Raw genomic sequence first — 22,390 nt, 5'->3', positions numbered from 1 at the left:
AAGGGCGCGGCCGGCAACTGACGAATCTGGCAGTGATCGGGACGATCGCCGCGGCGAAGCCTCCCTTGCGGCCAGTCGCTCGCAAGCGGCAGCCGGGCGAAAGGCGGCTCAGTGAGCCGCCCAAGGGAAGAATTCGTTCACGATTGCCAGGTCGTCGCCGGGGTCGATCTCGTCAGAGGGCAGGACGCCGTATTCGCCGTCGACTTCGAAGACTGTGACTGGGACCATCAGGTCGCGGGAGAGCTGGAAGGCGTGGGACTGTGCGAGGGAAAGATCGTGCGACATCTGAGGGGCTCCATGCTGGAGCGGGCCAATTCCCGCTCGATGGCTCCTCAAAAGGCCCGGCTTCAGGCGCGATCACCGCGAAGGCGCGAGACGAAGCGGCCGCAGCTTGCTAGCGGACCCCTCGCGGGTTGATCGTGGAAGATGCGGAGACGGGCCAGGACGCCATCAAAAGAGAGCGGGATTGGACCCGTTCATGGGCGAAGCCGGTCGGTGCGCGCCATCCGCTTACGTGCCACATTGCCGCCTGATGTGGCGGTGCCGGCCCGGACAGGTCAATCGGCGCCTGGCGATTAGATGATATTGGTGGACTTCGCCTTTTCGACCGCCTCGATGATCGATGTAACGCCGAGGCGTCGGCAAACCGCATCCAGCTTCTGCCGGATTTCCTCGGCGGGTTGCTGCTCGATGCTCGCGATCTCAGCGAGGCTCCTGCCTTGAGATATCCACCGGAGGTATATTGCTTCAACGGACGTCAGCTTCATCGGCCTCGCTCGGAGACAAAAGGGCTGCCGCCAGGACCTGTCCAGCGGCAGCCAAGGCGCCTCGGGAGGAGGCTTGGGAAAAGAATTCTCCCATTCGCATTCCCTGTGTTATGTTATAACATATCGCATAATACTTTTTATGGAACTCGGCAGCGCGTGCCAGTGAGTTTCGCACCGTCGAAGTGTTGATTTCCGCGCCCGGACTTCATCTTACACAGTCAAAACGACTTCCAGCGGCGGATGCGGAATGTCGTCCGACGCGAGCAAGGACTTTGCAAATGCCAATGATGTTGTCCGCCGTGTCGTGCCCGTGCCGTGGATGAAACTGCCGAAGACCTGGAGATTGACGCCTTCATGTTGAAGTGCTGGACGCCCTCATAGACAATTCTGTATGCTCATCGAGGATGACTGTCGGAGAATTTTGGTAGCCGGGAGTACCGGTATTTTTGATCAGGAGAGTGCAATATCATCCCGGCAGACATCGATGCCGCGGCAAAATCTCCGCTGTGATCCTGACATGGTTTCTCTATCTAAGAACGGCGCGGAATTGGGCTCACCCCTAGTAACCAAGGAAAATCGTGGGCTCGGGGCCAGCTTATGCTTTTGATCCACGCTCTGAGGCCCTCCTTGCAACGAACCATCTTCGCTTTTTGCTGCCATTTCAAACGCATTATTTCGTGAAATGGATGAGGTTTTTTCATCTGAATCGCTTTTATCGTACACGTTCATGCAAGTCTGCGCGTCAGTCGCGGTGTCAAAAGGATGCACAGCCGGACCGCTGAGGTCCTGCAACCATCTGCTCGTATTCTTCGCGAAGTAGGTTTCGTACCGCCGTAAATCGGCGCAAAGAAATATTAGGAACGCCTTGCGGTCGCCGTTGCGGGAGCCGCGCGGTGTTCCGCTAGAGGCGCGCCTTTCCGCAGGGTCGTCCGCCTTCATACATCCGAAATCGGCGCCTTAAGGTGATCGAGAAATGTCCGGAGAGCCGACGGCACTTGTCGGTGTGAAACGTAATAGGCGTGGAAACCTGGCCCTTGCGACGTCCAGTCTGGCAATACTACCTCGAGCACGCCAGCGGCGAGTTTGTCCTCGACCCGTGCCCGCAAACAATAGAAGAGGCCGCACCCCTCCTCCGCCATGCGGATCGACAGTTCCGAATCTCCGAGCATGAGCAATCCCGGAACGTCGAGAGTCACCATGCGATCGCCGTTGCCGAGTTCCCATTTGTAGACGTGATCTGTACCGGTTCTGATCCGGATGCACTCGTGTTTTAAGAGGTCCGTCGGCCGTTCGGGTCGCCCGCGCTCGTTGAGATAGGCTGGAGAACCGACGACGACCCATTCGAGTTCGGGCGTCAGGCGCGAAGCGATCATTCCCTCGGGGACGGTTCCCCCGTAGCGGATTCCGGCGTCGAAGCCTTCCGCGACCATGTCGATAAAGCGATCGTCAACGCTGATTTCGATTTCGACATCTGGGTAGCTGCGCCGAAAACTTGGCATTCGGGGAGCAATCAGCAGCTGGGCCGCGTCACGGAGAGTGTTCACTCTCACTCTGCCGCTAGGCCCGCTTCTGAAGCTGTCAAGAAGATCGATCGCGGCCTGTATGCCGAGGAAACGTGGTTCAAGCTCGGCAAGGAGCACTTCGCCGGCAGCGGTGAGGCTGATGCTCCTACTTGTCCGATGAAACAGACGAACGCCGAGGCGGTTCTCCAGACCCCTGATCGAGTGGCTGAGAGCGGAGCCCGAGACGCCGCGAATTGCGGCGGCCTTTCGGAACCCTCCCGCCCGCGCGATCGCGACGAAAGCTTCAAGGTCGGCTAGATCCGCTCGCGTCGATGCCATGGGTGAACAATACTCACGCCTGCGCTGAATTAAAATTGCCTTTACACAAATCGAGACGGAGTTGCAAACGGCTCCGTCATTCCTAATCCGATTGGTCTTGTCTTCCCCGGGTATTTGATGCGGGAAAAGGAAGTTAAACATATGCCTAAACAGTTTGGTCCTGTTGCAGGCAGGATGGGTCAATCTCGAGATGCCCGATTTGGGCACGTTGAACGATCGGACCCCAGCGTGTACGACATTAGCGTCTCGTCGGTGGTCTTCGGTTGACGAGATGGCGAGGGTCGCCGCACATAATGATGAGCTCCAAGCTGCCCGCGGTTACGCAATAAGGCCTTCGTGATCCTCAGGCCACCAGAGATGGCCCAATTGACAGGTGAGATTGCGTAGACGCCGAACAGGATCCAGCCTTGAATGAACTTACTGCCCGCCGGCAGTCTTGGAGGCTCGAAATCAACGGCGCTGAAAAACCGACCAGCATCCAGCGCCGACGATCTACCAGTCCTGCCGAGTTGGGTGCACGACGATATCATTGATCGTGATCTCCGGAGGCTGGTCTAGGGCATAGATCACGGCGTCCGCGACCGACAACGGTGGAATACCTTGCTTGTTAAGCTCGCCAGCGATCTTCCTACCCGTTTCGTCTTGGACCTTTTCGGCCCAGCCGGTGTCGATTACGCCAGGACTGACCATCGAGATCTGAATTCCATTTCCGACCCCGACCTCCTTTCTGAGGCTTTCGGTGATTCCGCGGATGAAAAACTTTGTCGCGCCGTAAACGCCTGCCGCCTCGCCGACATGGACGCCAGCGATAGAGCTCATGTTCAAGATTCGGCCCGACCGTCGCTCCAACATCGAAGGCAACACCGCAGCGATTGCATGCAAGTAGCCACGCAGGTTGGTGTCGATCATCTTGTTCCAGTCGTCGATCGCGACATCCTTCCAATATGAGAACAGCATGAGCCCCGCATTGTTGACCAGAATATCGACCGGGCCGTATGTCCTCCTGGCGAAAGCGACGAGTGTTTTGGTGCTTTCGAAATCGGTCGCATCGGCAACGTGGTGGCTGGCGATGCCGCCCGATGTGGTGATTTCCTCGACGATCTTCGCGAGGCGTCCCTCGTTCCGGCCGGCAAGGACTACGCGTGCACCCTTCTCCGCAAGGCGTCTAGCTGTCGCCGCTCCAATTCCCGACGAAGCTCCTGTGACAATGGTGACCTTCTCTTTAAGATTCGACATAACGGGCTCCTTCACTGTGGTCGAGTGAGCTCAGCTTGGCGGGCGGCTTTGACGGGCTCGGGGATCGTCCGGTTTTCTATCGCCTGCAGCTTGGTCTCCTGATCTCCGCCAACGACATGGTCCACATCCTTCATGAGGCCCTCGAACCCTTGCTTGGCGACGAGCGTCTTGTCGTTCTTCTGTTGGCCGCCCAGCTTTGTGCCTCCCATTCCGGCGTTTGTGTGGAAGTCGCTGTTGGTGGCGCCTGGAAGCAGCGCCGTCACGGTGACCCCGGTCGAACGCAACTCCTCCCGCAGGGACTCCGCGAACATGTAACCGAACGCTTTTGAAGGACCGTAGACGGTTTCGTACGGAGTCGGCTGTGTCGCTGAAACGGAGGAGGTGATGAGAATCCTGCCGCGGCCGTTCTTAACCATGTGCTGGACGACACGTTTAGCCATATGGACGGTACCCGTGACGTTGATTGCGAGCAGGCGAAGCTCATCATCGAGGTTGTTGTCCACGAAGGCACCACCAATACCGACGCCAACGTTTAGAGCAGCGGCTTCCACTGGGCGGCCTAGTCCTTGGGTGAAGGTCCAGAAGCTCTCAACGCCCTCATACGTCGAGGCGTCCGCCTTGAATGGATAGGCCTCGGCGCCTAAGCGTCGGAGGACGTCGGCCGCTTCGCTTACCTTGTCGCTGGAGCCCGAGATGGCGACATCGAAACCATTCTGAGCGAACTGCTTCGCAAGCTCGAGGCCGATCCCCGACGAACCGCCAGTCACCAATGCGAGGGGTTTATTGTCTGTCATGATTTAACTCCATTGCTTTTCCGCCGACGCCCGGGGTCGTCCCAGGGCGTCGCCTAAGAAAGTCAGGGAGAGCCGCTTTTGTTACATGAGCAAAATCGACCGGGGCCGTGAGCGAAATTCATCGAGATGACCCCGGAGAAAACCAAAAGCCGACCATCTGCATTGGCCACCTATTATGACGCGCACAGAGACCCTCGATGACCGCCGAACTTCAGCACGGCGTCTCAAGCTCGTTCGCGATGCGTGAGCAGTAATCATCAGCGTGTGCAATCAGCCTCACTTTAAGCGTTCGGCCGAGTAAACTATCTCTTTCCAACGATGAAACGGCGGCGTGCTACCGCAAGGCAAATGACCCGATCTGGCTGAAGTTGGCCTGAAGGCGATGGAAAGTTTGTACCGCGGTCGTCAGCCGAATCGAAAATGGAAAACCGCATGCACTGGCGGGACCTGCTCGACGGCGCGACTTCCACTGGTGAGGGCCACGGGTCGAAAATAAGAAGGAAAAACATGAGCGAGAGAATGGAAGGGATCGTTGCTCCCGGTCGCGTTGCAGTCGTCACGGGCGCTGCGAGCGGCATCGGGTTGACAATTGCGAGGACTTTTGCCGCCCGCGGCATGCGGCTTGCGCTATTCGACCTAGACGCGGACGCGCTCCAGAATGTTGCCTCAACACTTGGCGCCGAAGCCCTCTGGGTGAGCGGCGACGTGTCAGATCTCTCAGCGCTGGCGAGGTTGCGCGACGAAACGCTCTCCCGGTTTGGCGAGGTGGCCGTGCTTGTAAATAACGCAGGCATTACGCAAGGAGCGGGCCCCTGGGATGATCCCGCAAAGTGGCGACGTCAGATCGAAGTAAATTTTGGAGGTGTCCTTGCCGCGCAGCATCTTTTCGTGCCGTACCTGATCGAGTCGAGCCGCACTTCGGCGGTCATCAACCTTGGTTCCAAGGAAGGTATCACGACTCCTCCGGGCAACGCTGCGTATTCGGTGGCGAAGGCAGCGGTTAAGGTACTGACCGAACAGCTGGCGCACGAGCTACTGAAGGTGACGGCAGGCCGCGTATCGGCACATCTTCTCGTCCCAGGCTACACATGGACACCGATGAACATGGCTCTTAAGCCACAGGGCGTAACGAAGCCAGATGAGGCATGGACCGCCGAGCAGGTGGTGGAATACTTCCTGGCTCGTCTTCTAAACGAGGACTTCTATATAATTTGCCCGGATAACGCGGTCACGTCGCAGACTGATGCCAGGCGGATCCGCTGGGCAGCCGATGATATGATCCTGAACCGGCCGGCGCTTTCACGTTGGCATCCCGACTGGAAAGAAAAGTTCGCGGCATGGTTAAACGCCGGACGCTGACGGCGAATGTTTAGCGGGGGAAAATAGTCCAATGACAAGACCATATGTGATTTGTCACATGATGTCGCCGCTGGATGGCCGACTGATCGTCAATGACTGGGCCGAGGCAACCGGCCATTCGATTGATGAACTCGTGAACGTCTACGACTACTTGCATGAGAAAATCGGCGCCGACGCGTGGCTTTCCGGAAGAGCGACGGGAGAGGAATTTGCCGACGCGGTCGACCAACCTTATGAAACAACCGGCATAGCCGAGCGACCGGTCCATATCGCCGATCCAGATGCCAACGAGTTCGCCGTGATCGTCGATAAAGACGGTCGGCTGCGCTGGGACAAGGGCGACATCGAGGGCGCTCACGTTGTCGTCCTGACCGCACGAGACGTAGACGACGTATACCTGGCAGGCCTGATGCAGGCCGGCGTTTCCTATATTGTGTCCCAGGCCGTTGCCGTCGATCTAAAAAATGCGCTAGACGTTCTCGGCGAACAATTCGGCGTGAAGCGTCTGATGCTGGAAGGCGGAGCACAAACGAATGGGCATTTCCTGAACGCGGGTCTTGTTGACGAGATCAGTGTGGTCGTCTTTCCGGCGATCGGAGGCAAGTCGAATTCTCCGGCTATATTCGAGGGTGGTGACGATGGGCTCGCGGACAAGGTGAGGCTCACGCTTCTCAGCGTCGAGCCAGCCCGCCTTGGCTCCGTACATCTCAGATATCGCGTCGACCGCCCATGAGAGAATATCTCGGAGCGCGCATTCGCGCTTCCTTACGCCTCTAACTCATTCTGCGGTAATTTGTTAGAGGCAGATCATGCTGTTAGCCTTGAGACCCTGCTTTGCAGGATCGACGTTGACGATGCTTGGACCACAGAGAACGATGGCTGTTCAGCGCAGCTACTGTTTGCTCTCCCGTCGTCTATCTGGAACCTGGATAACATCTCGAAAAGCGAAGCTGCCTCTTTCGCGAGATTGTTGACGGCAGCGGTCGACTCTTCCACCATCGCTGCGTTTTGTTGCGTCGCTGATTCAATTTTTCCTACTGAGAAATTGATGTCCTTGAGCCCGTCAGCTTGCACGCGAGAGACTTGAGCAATGACGTCGACGTTTTGATTCACACTCTGCACCTGAACAACGATTTGGCTTAAGGCATTGCCGGCTTGGTGCACGCGCTGAACCCCATCATTTATGTGTATGTTAGAAACCTCAACCAGGGACTTGATTTCCTTTGCCGCCGCCGCAGACCTTTGCGCCAAATCTCTGACCTCCTGCGCTACCACCGCAAAACCACGACCGGTTTCACCGGCGCGAGCCGCCTCGATGCCTGCGTTTAAGGCCAAAAGGTTTGTCTGAGAGGCGATTTCATCGATAACGCCGATGATGTTGCCTATTTCGACCGATGAGACTCGTATCTTCGACATAGCCTCAACAGCCTCGCGCATTATAGTGCCTGACCTCTCTACATTCTCTTTGGTTTCGCTTACCAGTACCCCTGCTTCATGTGCTCTATGGCTCGCGTCCACCACCTGCCTTGTCATATCTGCCAGGACCGACGCCGTCTGCTCCACAACTACAGCCTGCTGCTCCGTCCGCGTCGCGAGATCGATGGACGATGTACGGATTTCTTCAGCGCCGGCAGCAATTGCCTGTGCATTATAGTTGACTTCAGACATCGCGTCGCAAAGTTGGCGGACAGCCAAATTGAAGTCCAGTCTGAGCGGCTCAAGAGCCCCCGCAAAAGGCCAATTGAGCTGAATGTGCAGGTTGCCCTGCGACAATTGCTTCAAAGCATCAGCAACTTGCTCAACGGCAGAACTCGTCTCTTCGGCAGTCCGCTGGCGCTCCTCAGCTTCCTTCTCTAACCGCTGCCGCTCAGCGTCCTGTCGATGATGTTCCGCCGTGGCATCGCGTTCAGCTTTTTCTGAAATATGCGTCTTGAGGCTGGATATCTGCCTGGCGAGCCGACCGATTTCATCCCTCCGTCGCTCAAGTACCCGGTCAATCTGCATATCGCCGGCTATCATTTGTCGGACTGACTGCTGAAGCTTCGCCAGAGGCGCTATGATTGAACGGGTGGTGAGCCCTGCCGCGACTATTCCAAATAAAGCAGCCACACTTAGGGCCGTAAGTGTCAGTGATTTGAACTCGTCAGAAGCCGCTTTGACTTTGCCGCCCACGCCCTGATTCAATGCTTGCTCGTAATCGATCAATTTGCTCAAACCACCAATCCATGCCGTCAACTTGGGTCGAAGTTCATTCAAGAGGAGTGGCTTGGCCTGTTCTCTGTTTCCATCAAGTGTCAGCTTGATAACGTCCGCAATTAGTGGCTCCGCTTCACTCTGAAATGCCTTCAGACTGTCAACCAGACGGTGCTCAGCGGCAGTGCTGGAATCGTCAGAACTTACGGCCTTCTGCAATTCCACCGCATTGGAGGCATAGGACGTCTGCAGCTTTCTCATCATCACGATCGTGGTCGCTTGATCCGTATCTGAGTCGGTCAAAACAATATCGCGTAAAGCGACCGCTCGATCACGGACCGCTCCGAGCATATCAACGCCATTCCTGTATTTTTGGCTGTTAGTGCCATTAATGAGGCTGAGCTTGGCGTTTATCTCATTCACCTGATTGATTGATGAAAAAGAAAGAATTCCCATCGCGGTTAGCAGCAACCCGAAAGCGATCGACAAACGGAGCGCCACGCCAAATTTCCGAATATCTCGCATTATCCCCTCCGCGACTGACGAATCTTTTTAAACTAACGTAAGGTATAACCTTATACCTAATACCTTTAATTCGTGGTTAAATCGGTTTGCCCGGCGATGTATGTGGCCCAGCGAACATGCAGACGAGGACGCCCGCTTCCCCTCGGAATGCAATGAAGGACTAAAGCCAATGGCTCAAGCTCGGGTCCGGTGAGCCGGATCACCAAGTGCGGTTACCCAATTGCGGAGTTTCGCAACGGCTCAGTGTGTGCCAGCATTCGCCGTGACAAAGGTCGGGGCCATCGACGGGGCTGACTAGATTTCAGCGGCTTCATTGCCCGCCTTATTCGAAAGGTCGTTCGCCGAATATTTACTCGCTCTCGAGTGATGCCACGCGAAGTGGCACGTTGGCTCGCTCTAACGCCACGCGGGCGCCGTCCGGCGGTTCTTGGTCAGTGATGATGACTTCGAATTCGTCGACAGTGGCCAGGACATGAAGAGCAGTGTGATTGAAACGCTTGTGGTTCACCAGTAGGCACCGACGCGCAGCGCTTGCGATCATTGCTCGTTTCGAGCGGATCACGTTGTCATCCATGTGATAAACACGCGCACCTGAAACGGCTGGCGTAGATATGAAGGCGATGTCGGCGCTAAGGCGCGACAGGGTTTCTTCGGCGACAACGCCGAAAAAACCGTTGAACTTCATCGAATAGCTTCCGCCGACTGCGATCAGGTTGACGCCCGATTCCGTCTTGAGCCGGTCGATCACCGCGGCATTATTGGTGATCACCGTCAGCGGCCTTTTCTGCGGTAGCATTTCGCCGAGCACCGACGCCATTGACCCATCGTTGATCATGACCGTCATTCCGGGGTCGATGAGTTCGAGAGCCGCTTCGGCCATGCGGCGTTTGGCATCGCCCTCCTGCTGCTGCCGGAACCGAAAATCGCTTTCGAATTGGCCTCCTGCCTCAATCGTCGCCCCGCCACGAATTTTTCGGAGCATGCCCGCCTGCTCAAGATCGTCCAGATCTCGGTGAATAGTCATCTTGGATACTGCAAATCGATCGGATAGGTCGTCCAGGTCCACCATTCTCTGTTCGACCAACAGATCCATGATGGCCTGCCTCCGATCATCTCTCTTCATTTTCAGTCCTCCGACGCGATGAACCCGAACCTTTAACATCAAGATCGCCACAATACAAAATAACATAATCACGTACTTTTGTGTGATTTTGTTTGATTTTCTTGTGAAGCCCCCCGCTTAATGTTATTGAGGTGCCGGCTGCGAGCGAGGATTGGCCGCCATCATCCGACCCAGCCGCGCAGAAGATTGTCGCTTGGAAGCGCTGAGGCACTGTTTGGAACAGGAGGGATTTTGAATGAAGATAGGAGCACTGCGTGAGCGGTTGGACGGTGAGGCGCGCGTCGCATTGACGCCGGACTCCGCACGGCAACTTCAAAAACTTGGACACGAGCCGATTGTCGAGACGGGCGCCGGGATTAGGGCTGGCATCTCAGACGACGCGTACCGTGCGGCAGGCGTCGCGATCGTCGAGAGCGCGCAGGCGCTTGTTGCGGCCGCCGACGTGATCATCAAGGTCCGCCCGCCGTCCGATGATGAAGTTGCTTTGCTTTCGCCTGGGCAGACCCTGATCTCGTTCTTTTGTCCCGCGGCAAACCAAAAGTTGCTCGAACGCGCAAGAGCTTCCGGCGCGAACGTCATTGCCATGGACATGGTGCCGCGCATCAGCCGCGCACAGAAGATGGATGCTCTGTCCTCCATGGCGAATATCGCTGGCTACCGGGCTGTCATCGAAGCCGGTACGAATTTCGGCCGCTTCTTCACCGGGCAGATCACCGCGGCTGGCAAAGTACCGCCGGCAAAGGTGCTGATCATCGGCGCCGGCGTGGCGGGGTTGGCGGCGACCGGCATCAGCGTCAGCCTCGGCGCGATCACCTACGCCTTCGATGTCCGGCCTGAGGTGGCCGAACAGATCGAATCGATGGGAGCTCAGTTCGTCTATCTTGACTTTGACGCACAGACCGACGGCGCAGCGACGGGCGGATATGCGGCACCCTCGTCGCCGGAGTTCCGCGAGAAGCAGCTCTCCAAGTTCCGCGAGCTTGCTCCGGAGATCGACATCGTCATCACGACCGCTTTGATACCGGGCCGCGATGCTCCGAGACTTTGGTTGGCAGACATGGTCGCGGCGATGAAACAAGGATCCGTCATTGTCGATCTCGCTGCGGAACGCGGTGGAAACTGCGAGCTCACGGTCGCCAATCAGAAGGTGGTGTCGGACAACGGTGTGACAATTGTCGGCTATACGGACTATCCGAGCAGGATGGCAGCCCAGTCATCGTTGCTTTATTCCACCAACATCCGGCACATGATCGCCGACCTTACTCCGCGCAAGGATGGAGTGATCGTTCACAGCATGGACGACGATGTTATCCGCGGCGCAACTGTGACGTTTCGGGGTGACATCACCTTCCCTCCACCGCCGCCCAAGGTGCAGGCGATTGCCGCGCAGAAGCCCAAGGAGAAGACACGGGAACTCACGCTCGAGGAAAAACGCGCTGCTGAAAGCGCGTCCTTTCGCTCTGCTACACGCACGCAGGTCGGCCTGCTCTTAGCGGGAGGGTTCCTTATGGCACTGGTCGGCGCCTACGCGCCGCCTGCTTTCATGGCGCATTTTATCGTGTTCGTCCTTGCGTGCTTCGTCGGCTTCCAGGTGATCTGGGGAGTGAGCCATTCCCTCCACACGCCATTGATGGCAATCACCAACGCGATCTCCGGGATCGTCGTGCTCGGTGCTCTTTTGCAGATAGGTTCCCCCGGCTGGCTGGTGCCGTTGCTCGGGAGCCTGTCGGTCTTGATCGCGACCATCAACATCGTCGGCGGGTTCATGGTGACCCGACGCATGCTGATGATGTTTCAAAAATCCTGAGCGGGAGGCTCCTATGACCAACGGAATTCAAACCGCCGCCTACATCGCGGCATCAGTCCTCTTCATTCTCGCGCTCGGCGGACTCTCCGGTCAGGAGAGCGCCAAGCGTGCCGTCTGGTACGGCATCACGGGCATGGGCATCGCGATCGTAGCCACCGTTTTCGCCCCCGGTGTCGGGCTGTCCGGGACACTCGGATTTGCTCTGGTCGTCGGTGCGATCCTTGGTACAGTCTTGGCAAAGCGCGTCGAGATGACGGGGATGCCGCAGTTGGTGGCGGCGCTGCACAGTTTTGTGGGCCTCGCCGCGGTGCTGATAGGCATCAATTCCGATCTCACCGCGCACACGTTCGCAACTGCGGGCGAGCAAGTCATTCATGAAGCCGAGATTTATATCGGGGTCTTCATAGGAGCGGTCACGTTCACAGGATCGATTGTTGCCTATGGAAAGCTTTCTGGACGGGTCGGCGGCAAGGCGCTGATCCTGCCCGGCCGCCACCTGTGCAACGCGGCCATGATTGTCATCTCGCTCTCGTTGATGATCCTCTACATGATCGACGCGGGATCATGGACGCTATATCTGATGGCTTTGATCGCGTTTCTTCTCGGAGCACATCTGGTCATGGCGATCGGCGGTGCCGACATGCCCGTCGTAGTGTCGATGCTGAACTCCTATTCCGGCTGGGCAGCGGCGGCCACGGGCTTCCTGCTCGGCAACGATTTGCTCATTGTGACCGGAGCCCTCGTCGGATCGTCGGGCGCGATCCTGTCCTACATCATGTGCAAGGCCATGAACCGCAGCTTCCTCTCGGTCATACTTGGTGGTTTCGGCAACTCCGCTGGACCGCAGATGGAAATCACAGGCGAGCAGATCGCAATCGACGGCGACGGGGTGGCCGCCGCGCTCAACGACGCGCAGAGCGTGGTGATTGTACCCGGTTACGGAATGGCTGTGGCTCAGGCGCAAGCTGCGGTATCGGAACTGACGCGCAAGCTGCGCGCCGCCGGCAAGACCGTGCGCTTCGCGATTCATCCTGTGGCGGGTCGATTGCCTGGCCATATGAATGTGCTCCTTGCCGAGGCAAAGGTGCCTTACGACATCGTCATCGAAATGGACGAAATAAACGACGACTTCCCGGAGACGGACGTCGTCATTGTCATCGGCTCGAATGACATCGTGAACCCGGCGGCGCAGGATGACCCGAACTCGCCGATCGCCGGCATGCCTGTTCTCGAGGTATGGAAAGCGAGGCAGGTGTTCGTATCGAAGCGTGGACAGGGTACCGGATATTCGGGGATCGAGAATCCTCTGTTCTTCAGGGAGAACACCCGAATGTTCTATGGCGACGCGAAGAACTCCGTCAGCCAGCTAATCCCTTTGCTCAGGTAGATGTGAAGAAGTGAAATTGGAAAAAGGCCGGGGTCATCGACACCCGGCCTTTCCCTCTGCGCATCGTCTGGGAGGACGATTGTGAACTGAGTGGCTTCGCGTTAGCGGACCTGATCGGTCACACTCTGGACCGCTCTCCGTCGGCCAAACATATCTCGACGAGCGTGAGCTCGCGATCGGTCACGCGTGATGGATAGATTTCTGACAACTTTTCCTCGTGCATGGGAACGATGCGGCGTTCGTCCATGCCGACGATTTTGAGCATCTCATCGGCGGACTCGATCAGGCGTGTCTGGCTGCCATTGGCGAGGCCGGGAGGTACGAAGCAGGGGTCATTTGCGTCCCCGCCCGTAAGATTGCTGTAGGTATAGACGACATCGCCAGACAAGACATACTTGTCGGCTCCATCACCGGTCTCGACCACCACATATTGCGACCCTGCCGTATGAGTGTCGAAGGCGGGATAGACATGAATGCCGGGCACCAAATTCTCACGTTCCCCCTCCACCAACTCCAGCCGGCCTTCGATATTCGCCTTGGTTAAATAGAGGATGTCCGCCGGGTTCAATCCCGCCTGCAATGAACGGAAGCGGCGACCGTTTGCCAAAATCCACATCCAGGATTCCAATTCCTTTTTCTGAATGAAAATTTTCGCATTTGGAAAGAACTTGAGGCCGCCGATGTGATCGAAGTGCGCGTGCGTGAGGATGACATGCGTGACGTCTGCGGGTCTTATCCCGCATTCCCCGAGAACGATGTCCGGAGGTGTCCATCCGGTGACGCCGATTGAGTGGGCGATTTGGCCTCCGAAATCCGCGGCGTCATGCCCGACGTCGACCAATACCACGGCGTCTCCTGTCTTAATGAGAATGTAGGCGAACGGCAGGTTCATCGTGCCTTGATTGTGGGCGCCATAAAACACTCCGCTGACCGGGTGCACCGGGCTGCGTGAGTATTCAAGCACCCAGATCGAATGTGCTCCCATGGTTTTCCTCCCCGTGTCTAAATAGTGACCCTCCACAGCATGCGCTCGTATCGAAGGTCGTCGTGCCCAGGATAGCGGCCGAACGATCCAGTTCGGCCGTCGCATTTGAAAGCAAACCCACCAGCGTCGCGGGTGAACCGAACACGCCGCGTTGAAGCTGCCCATCCACCTCGACAAGTAGGCGGTCGGTATTTTCGAGATGAACCAGCGCGTGGGTATCGCGCGTAAAACCGAGTGCGACGGACCACACGTGACGAATCGACCGCTTTATCTCGGCGGCGCGATCGGCGAGTTCGCCAGCCAGGAGGCGCATAGTCTTCTCCCTCGACGCGAAATGCATGAACGAGTACACCGCGATGAGCTCGCCATATGTCCGTACCAGCGCTTCGAAGCCTGCGCGCGCCTCGCTCAACGCGACAGGATCGACGATCGCATCACATTTGAAGTTGCGGCGGACCGTACCGCTGGTCATTATCGGCCAGTCGTCGGCAACGGAGCGTTCGGCGGGAGAAGGTTTGCCTCTTTCAAATCATTCCAGAACGCTGGGGGAATCGCCTCGTTGATAGCGTTGACGTTCTGGGCAACTTCGAATTGGTTCTTCGCGCCCATGACGAGAGTGGCTACGGCGGGATGCGCGTAGACGAACTGCATCGCAGCTGCAGGCAGGCTCACCGAATATCTTGAGCAGATGTTTTCGATGGCCTTCACCTTTTCGACGACGGCGGTCGGAACCTTGCCGTAATCGTACGTGGCGGTGGCGCCGCCAACTCCAGTCGCCAGGATCCCTGAGTTGAAGATACCTCCCGCGATCACGGATACGTTCCGCTGGAGCAACTCGTCGAACGCAGCCTCAAGAGGAGCATGGTTCAAGAGCGTGTATCGGCCGGCGATCAGCGAGCAGTCGATCGGAAATTCACGCGCGACACCGACGACGGATTCCGTTTCGTTGACCCCGAGACCGATGGCTGAGACGGCGCCGCAGGATCGAAGCTCGTCGAGTGCCTTATAACCGGAGGCACGGAGTTGATCCCAGTAGAACTCGCTTTCGTCCCCGTGCCAGGCACGTCCAACGTCGTGAACCAGAAGAACGTCGATATAGTCAAGCCCCAGACGCTGTTGGCTGTCTTCGAATGCACGCATCACGCCGTCATAGGTGTAGTCGTAGGTGTCGAGAAACGGAAGCGGGTCGATCCAATCGATGCCATAGACGGTCTCGAGCTTCTTCGTCCTGCTTGCGGGCTTCAACACGCGCCCGACCTTGGTACTCACCACCACGTTTTCGCGGAGCTTGTTCGCCCGGAGGACGTGACCGAGATAATGCTCGGATTTGCCAAAGCCGTACATCGGTGCGCAATCGAAGTAGCGTATTCCCGCCGCGTAGCCAGCGAGGATGGTAGCTTCGAATTCATCGTAGGAGACATCGGCGTTGAAGCCAGAGAGCGGCACGGTGCCCAGCCCCAGCGAAGTCACCTGTACTTTGCTTTTACCGAGAGGCCGAATTCCAAGTTCAGTCATGTGTTCATCCTTGATGTCGATATGAAGTGTCGGGACGACGTGATTTCAGCCTCGCCGTCCTAATTTCGGGAAAGACCCTCATTGAAATACGCCATGAGAGGACGCGCCTTGCGGTGCCAATGTCCGCCCCACTCACCAGAAAAAGCATGATGAACACATCCTCCTCTGACTCCTCTATCAGTGAGGTGTAAGGTATAAGGTCATACCTTTAGATGCAAGCTTTTTTTGCGCAGGCATGTGCGCTGCCCAATGCATAATTGGTTGCGATCGGCTAGGTTGAACGCGGCGCGGCAGCACGTTTCAATCGGTCATTGATCGCCTTGCCAAGACCGACAAGCGGCACCGAGGCAAATGCGATCACGTCACCTGGCCTTGCGAGAGCGTCGGCTTCGCTCATGACGGCGTAGAGGTTGCGGGCAGCTTCCTGGAGGTCACCAGAAGAGGACAGCGTTAAATCGCAGCCCTTGCTTGCCGGTCCAAAACCGATCCAAACCATATTGCCAACGGGGTTGTTGACATTCATCTCCACTGTTGCTTCCGGAGCGTAATGGCTCTTGAACTGGCCCGGGGCCGCGACCTTCTGGGGCATGCTGTCTTCGCCCATCGGACCGAGGAGAGCTTCCAGTGCTTCCTGAGGAACGGACCCGTGGCGTAGAATGATCGGGGCCCCGACTAGCGACAGAATGGTGGATTCGAGGCCGTGATCGCATGTGTCTTCTTCGACGAGTCCCGATATCCGCCCGTTCAACTGACGAGAGACCTCTGCGAACCGTGTCGAGGTGATTTTACCCGAGCGATTGGCCGATGGGGCTGCCACCGGAAATCCAACGGCTCGGATCAGCCGTTGCGCGACACTGGATGAGGGAAAACGGATCGCGACATTGTTCATGCCTGCAGTGACCGCGGAGGCAAGCCCCGCGTCGGCCCTCTTCGGAAGAAGCAATGTCAGGGGTCCGGGCCAGAAGCTCGCAGCAACCACCTCTGCCTCCGGGTGGAAATGCGCCATTCGGCGCGCCATTTCCAGATCGGAGACGTGGATGATCAGCGGGTTATGTCGGGGGCGCCCCTTGGCTTCGTAGATCCGCTCAATCCCTGCTGGGTTGCTGGCATCCGCTCCGAGCCCGTAAACCGTCTCGGTCGGAAACGCCACAACTTCACCATTTCGCATTAGATGTGCGGCAGCTTCGATCGCGCTGTCGCTAACGTCAAACCGGCGGGTCACGGGCATCTTTTCCTCGCGATGATACTGGAGTCGTCACTTGCTTGGTCCACTCGTCTAACGAGACGCCTTCGTGGGCCGGCGTCCCTTGTCTCGAAGGCTAGATCGAAACGACCTGTCCACGTGTGCGGAAGCCAAGGTCCGATTGCCCCGGACTTTTCAAATGCGCCCCCCGAGATAACTCAGTTCAAGCCCACCACCCTGTGCGGCACATATGGCTCTTCGAGTTCGCGGATCTCGCCGTCGTTCAACTTGACGTCCAAAGAAGCGACGGCGTCCTTCAGGTGCTGAAGCTTTGTTGCGCCGATGATAGGAGCCGTCACGCCCCTCTTGCTGTTAAGCCAAGCCATCGCGACGAGCGATCGTGAAACGTTCTTGGCGTCCGCGATCTTTGCGACGACGTCCACCACCTGCCGGTCCGCGTCGTCAGCGTGGCCGTAGAACCGGGCCGTCACGTTGTCGGTTTGTGACCTCAAGCTGCTCTCCTCCCAGGGCCGGCTGAGGCGGCCGCGAGCAAGCGGGCTGAACGCGATGATCCCCACACCTTCCGCTTGGCAGAGAGGCAGCATCTCCCGCTCCTCTTCGCGGTAGAGGAGGTTCATCTGGGCCTGCATCGATACGAAACGCGACCATCCAGCAGCGTCGGACTTGTAGAGCGCGCCTGCGAATTGCCACGCGTAGCAATTGCTTGCCCCGATGTAGCGGACCTTTCCGCTCCGAACCAGATCGGTCAACGCCTCCAACGTCTCTTCGATGGGCGTAGAGTTGTCCCAGAAATGAATCTGGTAGAGATCAATGTAGTCGGTCCCCAGGCGCTTCAGGCTCGCCTCGGCCTCTGCGATTATTGCTTTGCGAGAGAGTCCGATCGCATTCGCTCCATTGCGCATCTTTGCGTAAACTTTGGTGGCAATGACGACTTCGTCACGAGGCACCATCTCTCTCAGCAGCCTGCCCACGATCTCCTCGCTGGTGCCGTCCGAGTAGGCGTTGGCCGTGTCGAAACAATTGATGCCCAGCTCGAGCGCCTCTTTGATGAAGGGCCTGCTGTCGTCTTCGGACAGGGTCCACGCATGGTTGCCGCGATCCGCGACGCCGAAACTCATGCAGCCGAGAACCAGTTGCGAGATTTTCAGACCTGACCGGCCAAGTTGACGGTATTCCATCTTCTATTTTCCTTCTGATACGGTTTTCGAGCCGAACTTGGCGAGCGCCTGCGCCAACTCCGGGTGAGATTTGGCATATTCATGGAGATCAATTCCGCCGACTGCAGCGTCCCAGGCTGCGCGGACAGCTCTCACGCCAGCCGACGGCCCGCCGGGATGGCTGACCACCCCACCACCGCAGAGATAAAGATGGTCTATCGTCTGCCCCGTCCTCCGATACGTCTCCGGTGCCTGACCGCCCCACTGGCCCGAGCAAACGACAGGTAGAGGGCGATCGCCGTCACCGAAGATCGGCTTTTGGAGATCATGAAACGACTGCACGAAAGAGTCGTCCGGTTCCCAGTATTTGGCAGAGATCCCGTTGATCTGGAATTGGTCGACGCCGAGCAGGCGCCAAAGCTGCTGGTAAACCGAGAAGTCGAACCCCAGGCCTGGGTGCCGAGTGAGAAGATCCCAACCGTTTCGATGGGCATGCAAAACCAGAGATGAACGTCGACGCAGAAACAGGAAGGCGCCCATGCCGATCGAATTAATGTTGATCACCGCGGCGTTGCCGCCCTCGCGCACCACCATGTCGTGCTTGCGGACCATCTCGTCGGGATCGACATCGGAAATACCGAAGGCATACATCACCTTTTTTCCCGTGCGCTGCTCTTCGTCACGGATGATCGGCATGATAGCTTTCACCCGCGCCTCCAACGAGGAGTACGGCGGCGACATCAGCTTCTCGTCATCCTTGATGAAGTCGACGCCGGACGCGACTAAATCGGCGACCACATCCGCTGTCTCATGCGGGGTTAGGCCAAGCGCGGGCTTGATAATGGTGCCGATGATTGGCCGGTTATAGACACCCGTAAGTCGCCGGGAACCGTCAATGCCGAATTGGGGACCGGGATAGACGCCGTCGAACTCCGACGGCAACTCAAGCCCGACAATCCGCAGCCCGGAAAACCCCTTGATCGACCAAACGCCGCCGAGGGCAATCGTCGTCAGGGCCGATAGGTCAGTGCCTACCGCTTCAAGCGGATAGGCGATCGTGGCCTGGGCGCGATTGAACGCTCTCCCCTCAGAGGGAAGAGACGGCGCGTCGATTACATCCAGCTTCTCGAACGCCACGATCCTGGCGGCCGCCCGAGCTTTGAGCTCCGGCGTCTCACCCGGCAACTCAACGAACGTTCCGGTGGATTGGTCGCTCGCGATCTTTGCGGCCAATGCCTCAGGGCTCCCCGCCGTTTCGATCCGGTAAGTGACCAGGATGTCAGAGGGCCTCGGTTGAGCCAATTCTATCCTCATGGGAGTCACGTCGTCGGTACTGGCGCGGCCGCGGGGATGAGGCCCGAGGACTTCAAATCGTCCCAGAATGCCACCGGGATCGGCGTCGAGATCGCGGCAACATTCCCCACGACGTGCTCGCGCGTCAGCGCTCCTTGGACGACGGCGGTCACCGCTGGATGCGCGTAGACGAACTGGGTGGCGGCGGTTGGAAGCGATACGCCGTGGCGTTCACAGACAGCTTCGAGCGCTTCGACCTTACGGACAATCGCTTCAGGCGCGGGCTGGCAATCATAGGTCCGCGTCGTCGTCATCGACTTGCTGCCCTCGGCGAGAATGCCCGAGTTGTAGATGCCGGCGGCGATGATGCCGATGCCGCGACGCTGCATTTCGGGGTAGAAATGTTCAAGCGCGCCATGGTTCAGAAGGGTGTAGCGTCCGGCCACCATGGAGCAGTCGAGGTCGAACTCCTCCGCCACCTGCAGGACCGAAGCGGTCTCGTTCACACCGAGGCCGATCGCCTTGACGGAGCCCGTCCGGCGCAACTCGTCGCAAGCCCTGTAGCCGCTGGCCCTAAGCGCCGACAGATGCGTGTCGTACGCCTCACGATGCCATTCGCCGCTCACGTCGTGGAGATAGAGGATATCGATATGGTCCATCCCCATACGCTGCTGGCTGTCCTCGAACGCACGCATGATGCCATCATAAGAATAGTCGTACTCGTCGACGAACGGCAGCGCCTTAACCCAGTCGATGCCATACAGGCTTTCGGCACGCTTGGCGCGGCTTTCCGGCTTAAGGATGCGCCCCGCCTTGGTGCTGACGACGACCTTGCCCACGAGATCGTTGTTCCGCAGGACATGGCCGAGGGAGTGTTCCGACTTTCCCAGCCCGTACAAAGGTGCCGTATCGAAGTAACGTACACCCAGCTCGTAGGCCTTGAGAACCACCGCCTCGAATGTCGGGAAGCCGACGTCGATGTTGCAGCCTCCGAGCGGCGACGTTCCCAGCCCGAGCGAGGTGAGCGTCACATCCGTCTTTCCAAGTTTTCTTTCCAACATGGTGGTCGATCCTATTTCCCAGTCTTGTAAGGCGGACGGCCGGCGCGGGCCGTCCGCCGTTGTCCAATTACATGTACTTTTCTACGTTGGTGGAATCGAGGATCAGCCACGGCACGGTGTAGTCCTTCTGGGTGCCGTCTTTCCATTCCATCAGCGAGCCCCAGACTTCGGACTGCGGCTTGTAGCTTTCGCCCTTGATCGCGCGAAGAGCGAGATCGACCGCGCCCTGGCCTTCGGCACGGGCGTACTTGTAAAGGCTGACCGCCATCTCGCCCTTCTTCACGGCGCGCTTGGCGTCCGGAATACCGTCGATCGCCAGGACGGGAACCGTCTTGAGGTCGATGCCGGAGCTCTTCATCGCTTCGATAGCACCCAGCGCCATTTCGTCGTTCTCGGCGAGGACGCCGTTGATCTGGCCCGGATGGGCGAGCAGCCAGTTCTCCATCAGAGCCTGACCTTCGGCGCGGCTCCAGTTGCCGGTCTTGTTCTCAATGAGCTTGAGGTTCGGGAACTTGGCCAGGCCAGCGTCGATGCCGGCGCGGCGCTCGATCTGGGCGGACTGGCCGATCGGTCCTTCCATGAGCACGACGTTGCCCCCGTTCGGAAGACGCTTGCCGAGCTCTTCAGCAATGATGCGGCCGCCTTCGGTGTCGTTGACGATGATTGACGCGGTGTAGTTCGCCGACTTCGTCTTGAGCGCCGACACGATCAGCGGGATTTTCGCTTCGGCGGCCTTGTCGATCGGCGGTGCCGAGGCCTCAAGGTCGAACGGAGCCATGATGATCGCATTGAACTGCTGGGTGATCGCAGTGTCGATCTGGTTGGCCTGGGTCAGCGGGTCGTATTTGCCGTCGAAGACGGTGATCTCGACCTCGCCGGACTTCACGGCGGGGTGGTTCTTGATTTCCGTCGACCAGGCCTTCATGTATTCGCCTGACTCACCAAACGACAGGGCTGCGATGCGGATCTTGTCTTCCGCGACCGCCAATTTCGGTCCGCCAAGTGTTACCGCGGCAAGTGCCAGTCCCGCACCTGCCTTGAGCAGGCTCCTCCTAAACGTCTGCATTTTATTGATCTCCTCTGGTTTAAAAACTGCCCGAACACGCCTCGCATGACCGGGCATTGTCGCCGACCACGTCGGCGGCAATTCCGAAATTCGTTATTTGCGGATTTGGTCGGCGATGACCGCGACCACGATGATGGTGCCCTTGAGCACCTGCTGGTAGTAGGACGACACCCCCATCAGATCCATGCCGTTATTGATGGTGCCAATGATCAGCGCGCCGATCAGAGTGCCAAGCAATGACCCACGGCCGCCTGCGAGGCTGGTGCCGCCGATGACGACGGCGGCGATGGCGTCGAGCTCGTAGCCGATACCCGCCTGCGGCAGCGCCGCGGTTGTCCGCGCGGTCAACACAAGCCCAGCCAGGCCTGCCAAGAGGCCGGAGATGACGTAGGTCGCGCCGACGATGATTTTCGTCGAAATGCCGCTCGTACGCGCTGCTTTCTCATTGCCGCCGACAGCGTAGACGTAGCGACCGAAGGTCGTGTAATTCAGAACGACCCATCCGATGATGAATACGAGAAACAGGATGATGATCGGAACCGGGATGTACATGACCTGGCCCGAGCCGATCCACTTGTAGGCGTCGGAAAGATTGGGGATCGGGCTTCCTTGGGAGAAGATCAAGGTCAGACCGCGGGCCACGCTCAGCATTCCAAGCGTCACCACGAACGGCGGGACCTTGATCGCGGCAACGAGAACGCCATTCACGAGCCCTAGTCCGGCGCCGACGGCAAGTCCCGCCAAGATGCCGATGAGGACGATGTGTTCGTTCGTTTCGGTGACCAGGCTCGCAGCAATCATGCCGGCGATGGCCATGACCGATCCAACGGACAGGTCAATGCCCTTGGTCAGGATCACAAAGGTGACACCGATCGCCAGAATGCCGTTAATCGACGACTGGCGAACCAGATTGAGCCAGTTCGGCCAACTCATGAAATACGGGCTGGCGAACGAAAAGAATGCGACGATCAGGAAGAAAACCACCACAATACTGAATTGCCTTATGATCTCTCCGGCACGGAAACTTCCTGATTTTCCGATAGCGATTGTGTTCATTACTCGAATCCTCCCATTGAC

Annotated in this window: 21 protein-coding genes; 4 read left to right on the top strand and 17 right to left on the bottom strand. The window is 58.1% G+C overall.

The features are described 5' to 3' along the window. Positions 1 to 108: 108 nt before the first annotated feature. From K290_RS38050 to K290_RS0124800, 6 genes are all read right to left on the bottom strand, one after another. Entirely contained in the window at positions 109 to 285 is a 177-nt protein-coding gene (locus tag K290_RS38050; RefSeq protein ID WP_028754354.1) for a hypothetical protein, read from the bottom strand. 290 nt (positions 286 to 575) lie between these two features. After that, positions 576 to 767, bottom strand: coding sequence for a helix-turn-helix transcriptional regulator (locus tag K290_RS34935; protein ID WP_037136203.1), 192 nt, complete (start codon positions 765 to 767; stop codon positions 576 to 578). A gap of 450 nt (positions 768 to 1,217) precedes the next feature. Beyond that, a complete protein-coding gene (locus tag K290_RS37450) occupies positions 1,218 to 1,496 on the bottom strand; it encodes a hypothetical protein (protein ID WP_154668662.1) in 279 nt (92 codons plus the stop codon). A gap of 206 nt (positions 1,497 to 1,702) precedes the next feature. After that, entirely contained in the window at positions 1,703 to 2,608 is a 906-nt protein-coding gene (locus tag K290_RS0124810) for a LysR family transcriptional regulator (protein ID WP_028754353.1), read from the bottom strand. 492 nt (positions 2,609 to 3,100) lie between these two features. Further along, the gene (locus K290_RS0124805; protein ID WP_028754352.1) at positions 3,101 to 3,844 is read right to left on the bottom strand and encodes an SDR family oxidoreductase; all 744 of its coding nucleotides are present in this window, start codon (positions 3,842 to 3,844) and stop codon (positions 3,101 to 3,103) included. A gap of 11 nt (positions 3,845 to 3,855) precedes the next feature. Continuing rightward, positions 3,856 to 4,638: an SDR family NAD(P)-dependent oxidoreductase gene (locus K290_RS0124800; RefSeq protein WP_028754351.1), complete on the bottom strand. Its 783-nt coding sequence runs from the start codon at positions 4,636 to 4,638 to the stop codon at positions 3,856 to 3,858. Between the two features lie 507 nt (positions 4,639 to 5,145). On the opposite strand from K290_RS0124800, the gene K290_RS0124795 reads away from it, so the two are divergent. Both K290_RS0124795 and K290_RS0124790 read left to right on the top strand, forming a co-directional pair. Beyond that, complete coding sequence (locus tag K290_RS0124795; RefSeq protein ID WP_028754350.1) at positions 5,146 to 5,997, top strand: SDR family NAD(P)-dependent oxidoreductase; 852 nt, start codon at positions 5,146 to 5,148, stop codon at positions 5,995 to 5,997. Between the two features lie 31 nt (positions 5,998 to 6,028). Beyond that, positions 6,029 to 6,730 (top strand): RibD family protein, encoded by a 702-nt coding sequence (locus K290_RS0124790; RefSeq protein WP_028754349.1) that lies wholly within the window; start codon positions 6,029 to 6,031, stop codon positions 6,728 to 6,730. 74 nt (positions 6,731 to 6,804) lie between these two features. Here K290_RS0124790 and K290_RS34930 read toward each other — a convergent pair whose 3' ends face one another. Then, entirely contained in the window at positions 6,805 to 8,715 is a 1,911-nt protein-coding gene (locus K290_RS34930) for a methyl-accepting chemotaxis protein (RefSeq protein WP_037136213.1), read from the bottom strand. Between the two features lie 349 nt (positions 8,716 to 9,064). Then, positions 9,065 to 9,838 carry a DeoR/GlpR family DNA-binding transcription regulator gene (locus K290_RS0124780; protein ID WP_028754348.1) on the bottom strand — a complete coding sequence of 258 codons (774 nt, stop codon included), beginning with the start codon at positions 9,836 to 9,838 and terminating at the stop codon, positions 9,065 to 9,067. 235 nt (positions 9,839 to 10,073) lie between these two features. Here K290_RS0124780 and K290_RS0124775 point away from each other — a divergent pair, with 235 nt between their 5' ends. Together K290_RS0124775 and K290_RS0124770 are read left to right on the top strand one after the other, a co-directional pair. Then, positions 10,074 to 11,645 (top strand): Re/Si-specific NAD(P)(+) transhydrogenase subunit alpha, encoded by a 1,572-nt coding sequence (locus tag K290_RS0124775; RefSeq protein WP_028754347.1) that lies wholly within the window; start codon positions 10,074 to 10,076, stop codon positions 11,643 to 11,645. Between the two features lie 13 nt (positions 11,646 to 11,658). After that, the gene (locus K290_RS0124770; RefSeq protein WP_028754346.1) at positions 11,659 to 13,032 is read left to right on the top strand and encodes an NAD(P)(+) transhydrogenase (Re/Si-specific) subunit beta; all 1,374 of its coding nucleotides are present in this window, start codon (positions 11,659 to 11,661) and stop codon (positions 13,030 to 13,032) included. 118 nt (positions 13,033 to 13,150) lie between these two features. Here the strand turns inward: K290_RS0124770 and K290_RS0124765 are convergent, their stop codons facing one another. The 9 genes from K290_RS0124765 to K290_RS0124725 form a co-directional block, all read right to left on the bottom strand. Then, positions 13,151 to 14,017 (bottom strand): N-acyl homoserine lactonase family protein, encoded by an 867-nt coding sequence (locus K290_RS0124765; RefSeq protein WP_028754345.1) that lies wholly within the window; start codon positions 14,015 to 14,017, stop codon positions 13,151 to 13,153. Continuing rightward, positions 13,989 to 14,489, bottom strand: a complete 501-nt coding sequence (locus K290_RS0124760; protein WP_210311577.1) for a hypothetical protein — start codon at positions 14,487 to 14,489, stop codon at positions 13,989 to 13,991. Before K290_RS0124760 ends, K290_RS0124765 begins: the two co-directional genes overlap by 29 nt. Next, positions 14,489 to 15,532, bottom strand: coding sequence for an aldo/keto reductase (locus tag K290_RS0124755; RefSeq protein ID WP_028754343.1), 1,044 nt, complete (start codon positions 15,530 to 15,532; stop codon positions 14,489 to 14,491). The genes K290_RS0124760 and K290_RS0124755 overlap by 1 nt, the downstream gene beginning before the upstream one ends. 271 nt (positions 15,533 to 15,803) lie before the next feature. Next, the gene (locus K290_RS0124750; RefSeq protein ID WP_028754342.1) at positions 15,804 to 16,760 is read right to left on the bottom strand and encodes an L-threonylcarbamoyladenylate synthase; all 957 of its coding nucleotides are present in this window, start codon (positions 16,758 to 16,760) and stop codon (positions 15,804 to 15,806) included. A 173-nt stretch (positions 16,761 to 16,933) separates the two neighbouring features. Further along, the gene (locus K290_RS0124745) at positions 16,934 to 17,914 is read right to left on the bottom strand and encodes an aldo/keto reductase (protein ID WP_028754341.1); all 981 of its coding nucleotides are present in this window, start codon (positions 17,912 to 17,914) and stop codon (positions 16,934 to 16,936) included. A gap of 3 nt (positions 17,915 to 17,917) precedes the next feature. Continuing rightward, positions 17,918 to 19,207 (bottom strand): 3-oxo-isoapionate-4-phosphate decarboxylase OiaX, encoded by a 1,290-nt coding sequence (oiaX, locus tag K290_RS0124740; RefSeq protein ID WP_051264206.1) that lies wholly within the window; start codon positions 19,205 to 19,207, stop codon positions 17,918 to 17,920. A gap of 5 nt (positions 19,208 to 19,212) precedes the next feature. Continuing rightward, positions 19,213 to 20,247 (bottom strand): aldo/keto reductase, encoded by a 1,035-nt coding sequence (locus tag K290_RS0124735; RefSeq protein WP_028754339.1) that lies wholly within the window; start codon positions 20,245 to 20,247, stop codon positions 19,213 to 19,215. Between the two features lie 67 nt (positions 20,248 to 20,314). Next, positions 20,315 to 21,313 carry a substrate-binding domain-containing protein gene (locus K290_RS0124730; protein ID WP_037136199.1) on the bottom strand — a complete coding sequence of 333 codons (999 nt, stop codon included), beginning with the start codon at positions 21,311 to 21,313 and terminating at the stop codon, positions 20,315 to 20,317. A 93-nt stretch (positions 21,314 to 21,406) separates the two neighbouring features. After that, positions 21,407 to 22,369 carry an ABC transporter permease gene (locus tag K290_RS0124725; protein WP_028754337.1) on the bottom strand — a complete coding sequence of 321 codons (963 nt, stop codon included), beginning with the start codon at positions 22,367 to 22,369 and terminating at the stop codon, positions 21,407 to 21,409. Positions 22,370 to 22,390 lie beyond the last annotated feature (21 nt).

The sequence above is a fragment of the Rhizobium leucaenae USDA 9039 genome, from assembly GCF_000426285.1.
GTDB classification, from domain to species: domain Bacteria; phylum Pseudomonadota; class Alphaproteobacteria; order Rhizobiales; family Rhizobiaceae; genus Rhizobium; species Rhizobium leucaenae.
The sequence above is the reverse complement of the archived record's forward strand: the minus strand, read 5'-3'. Positions and strand labels throughout refer to the sequence as shown.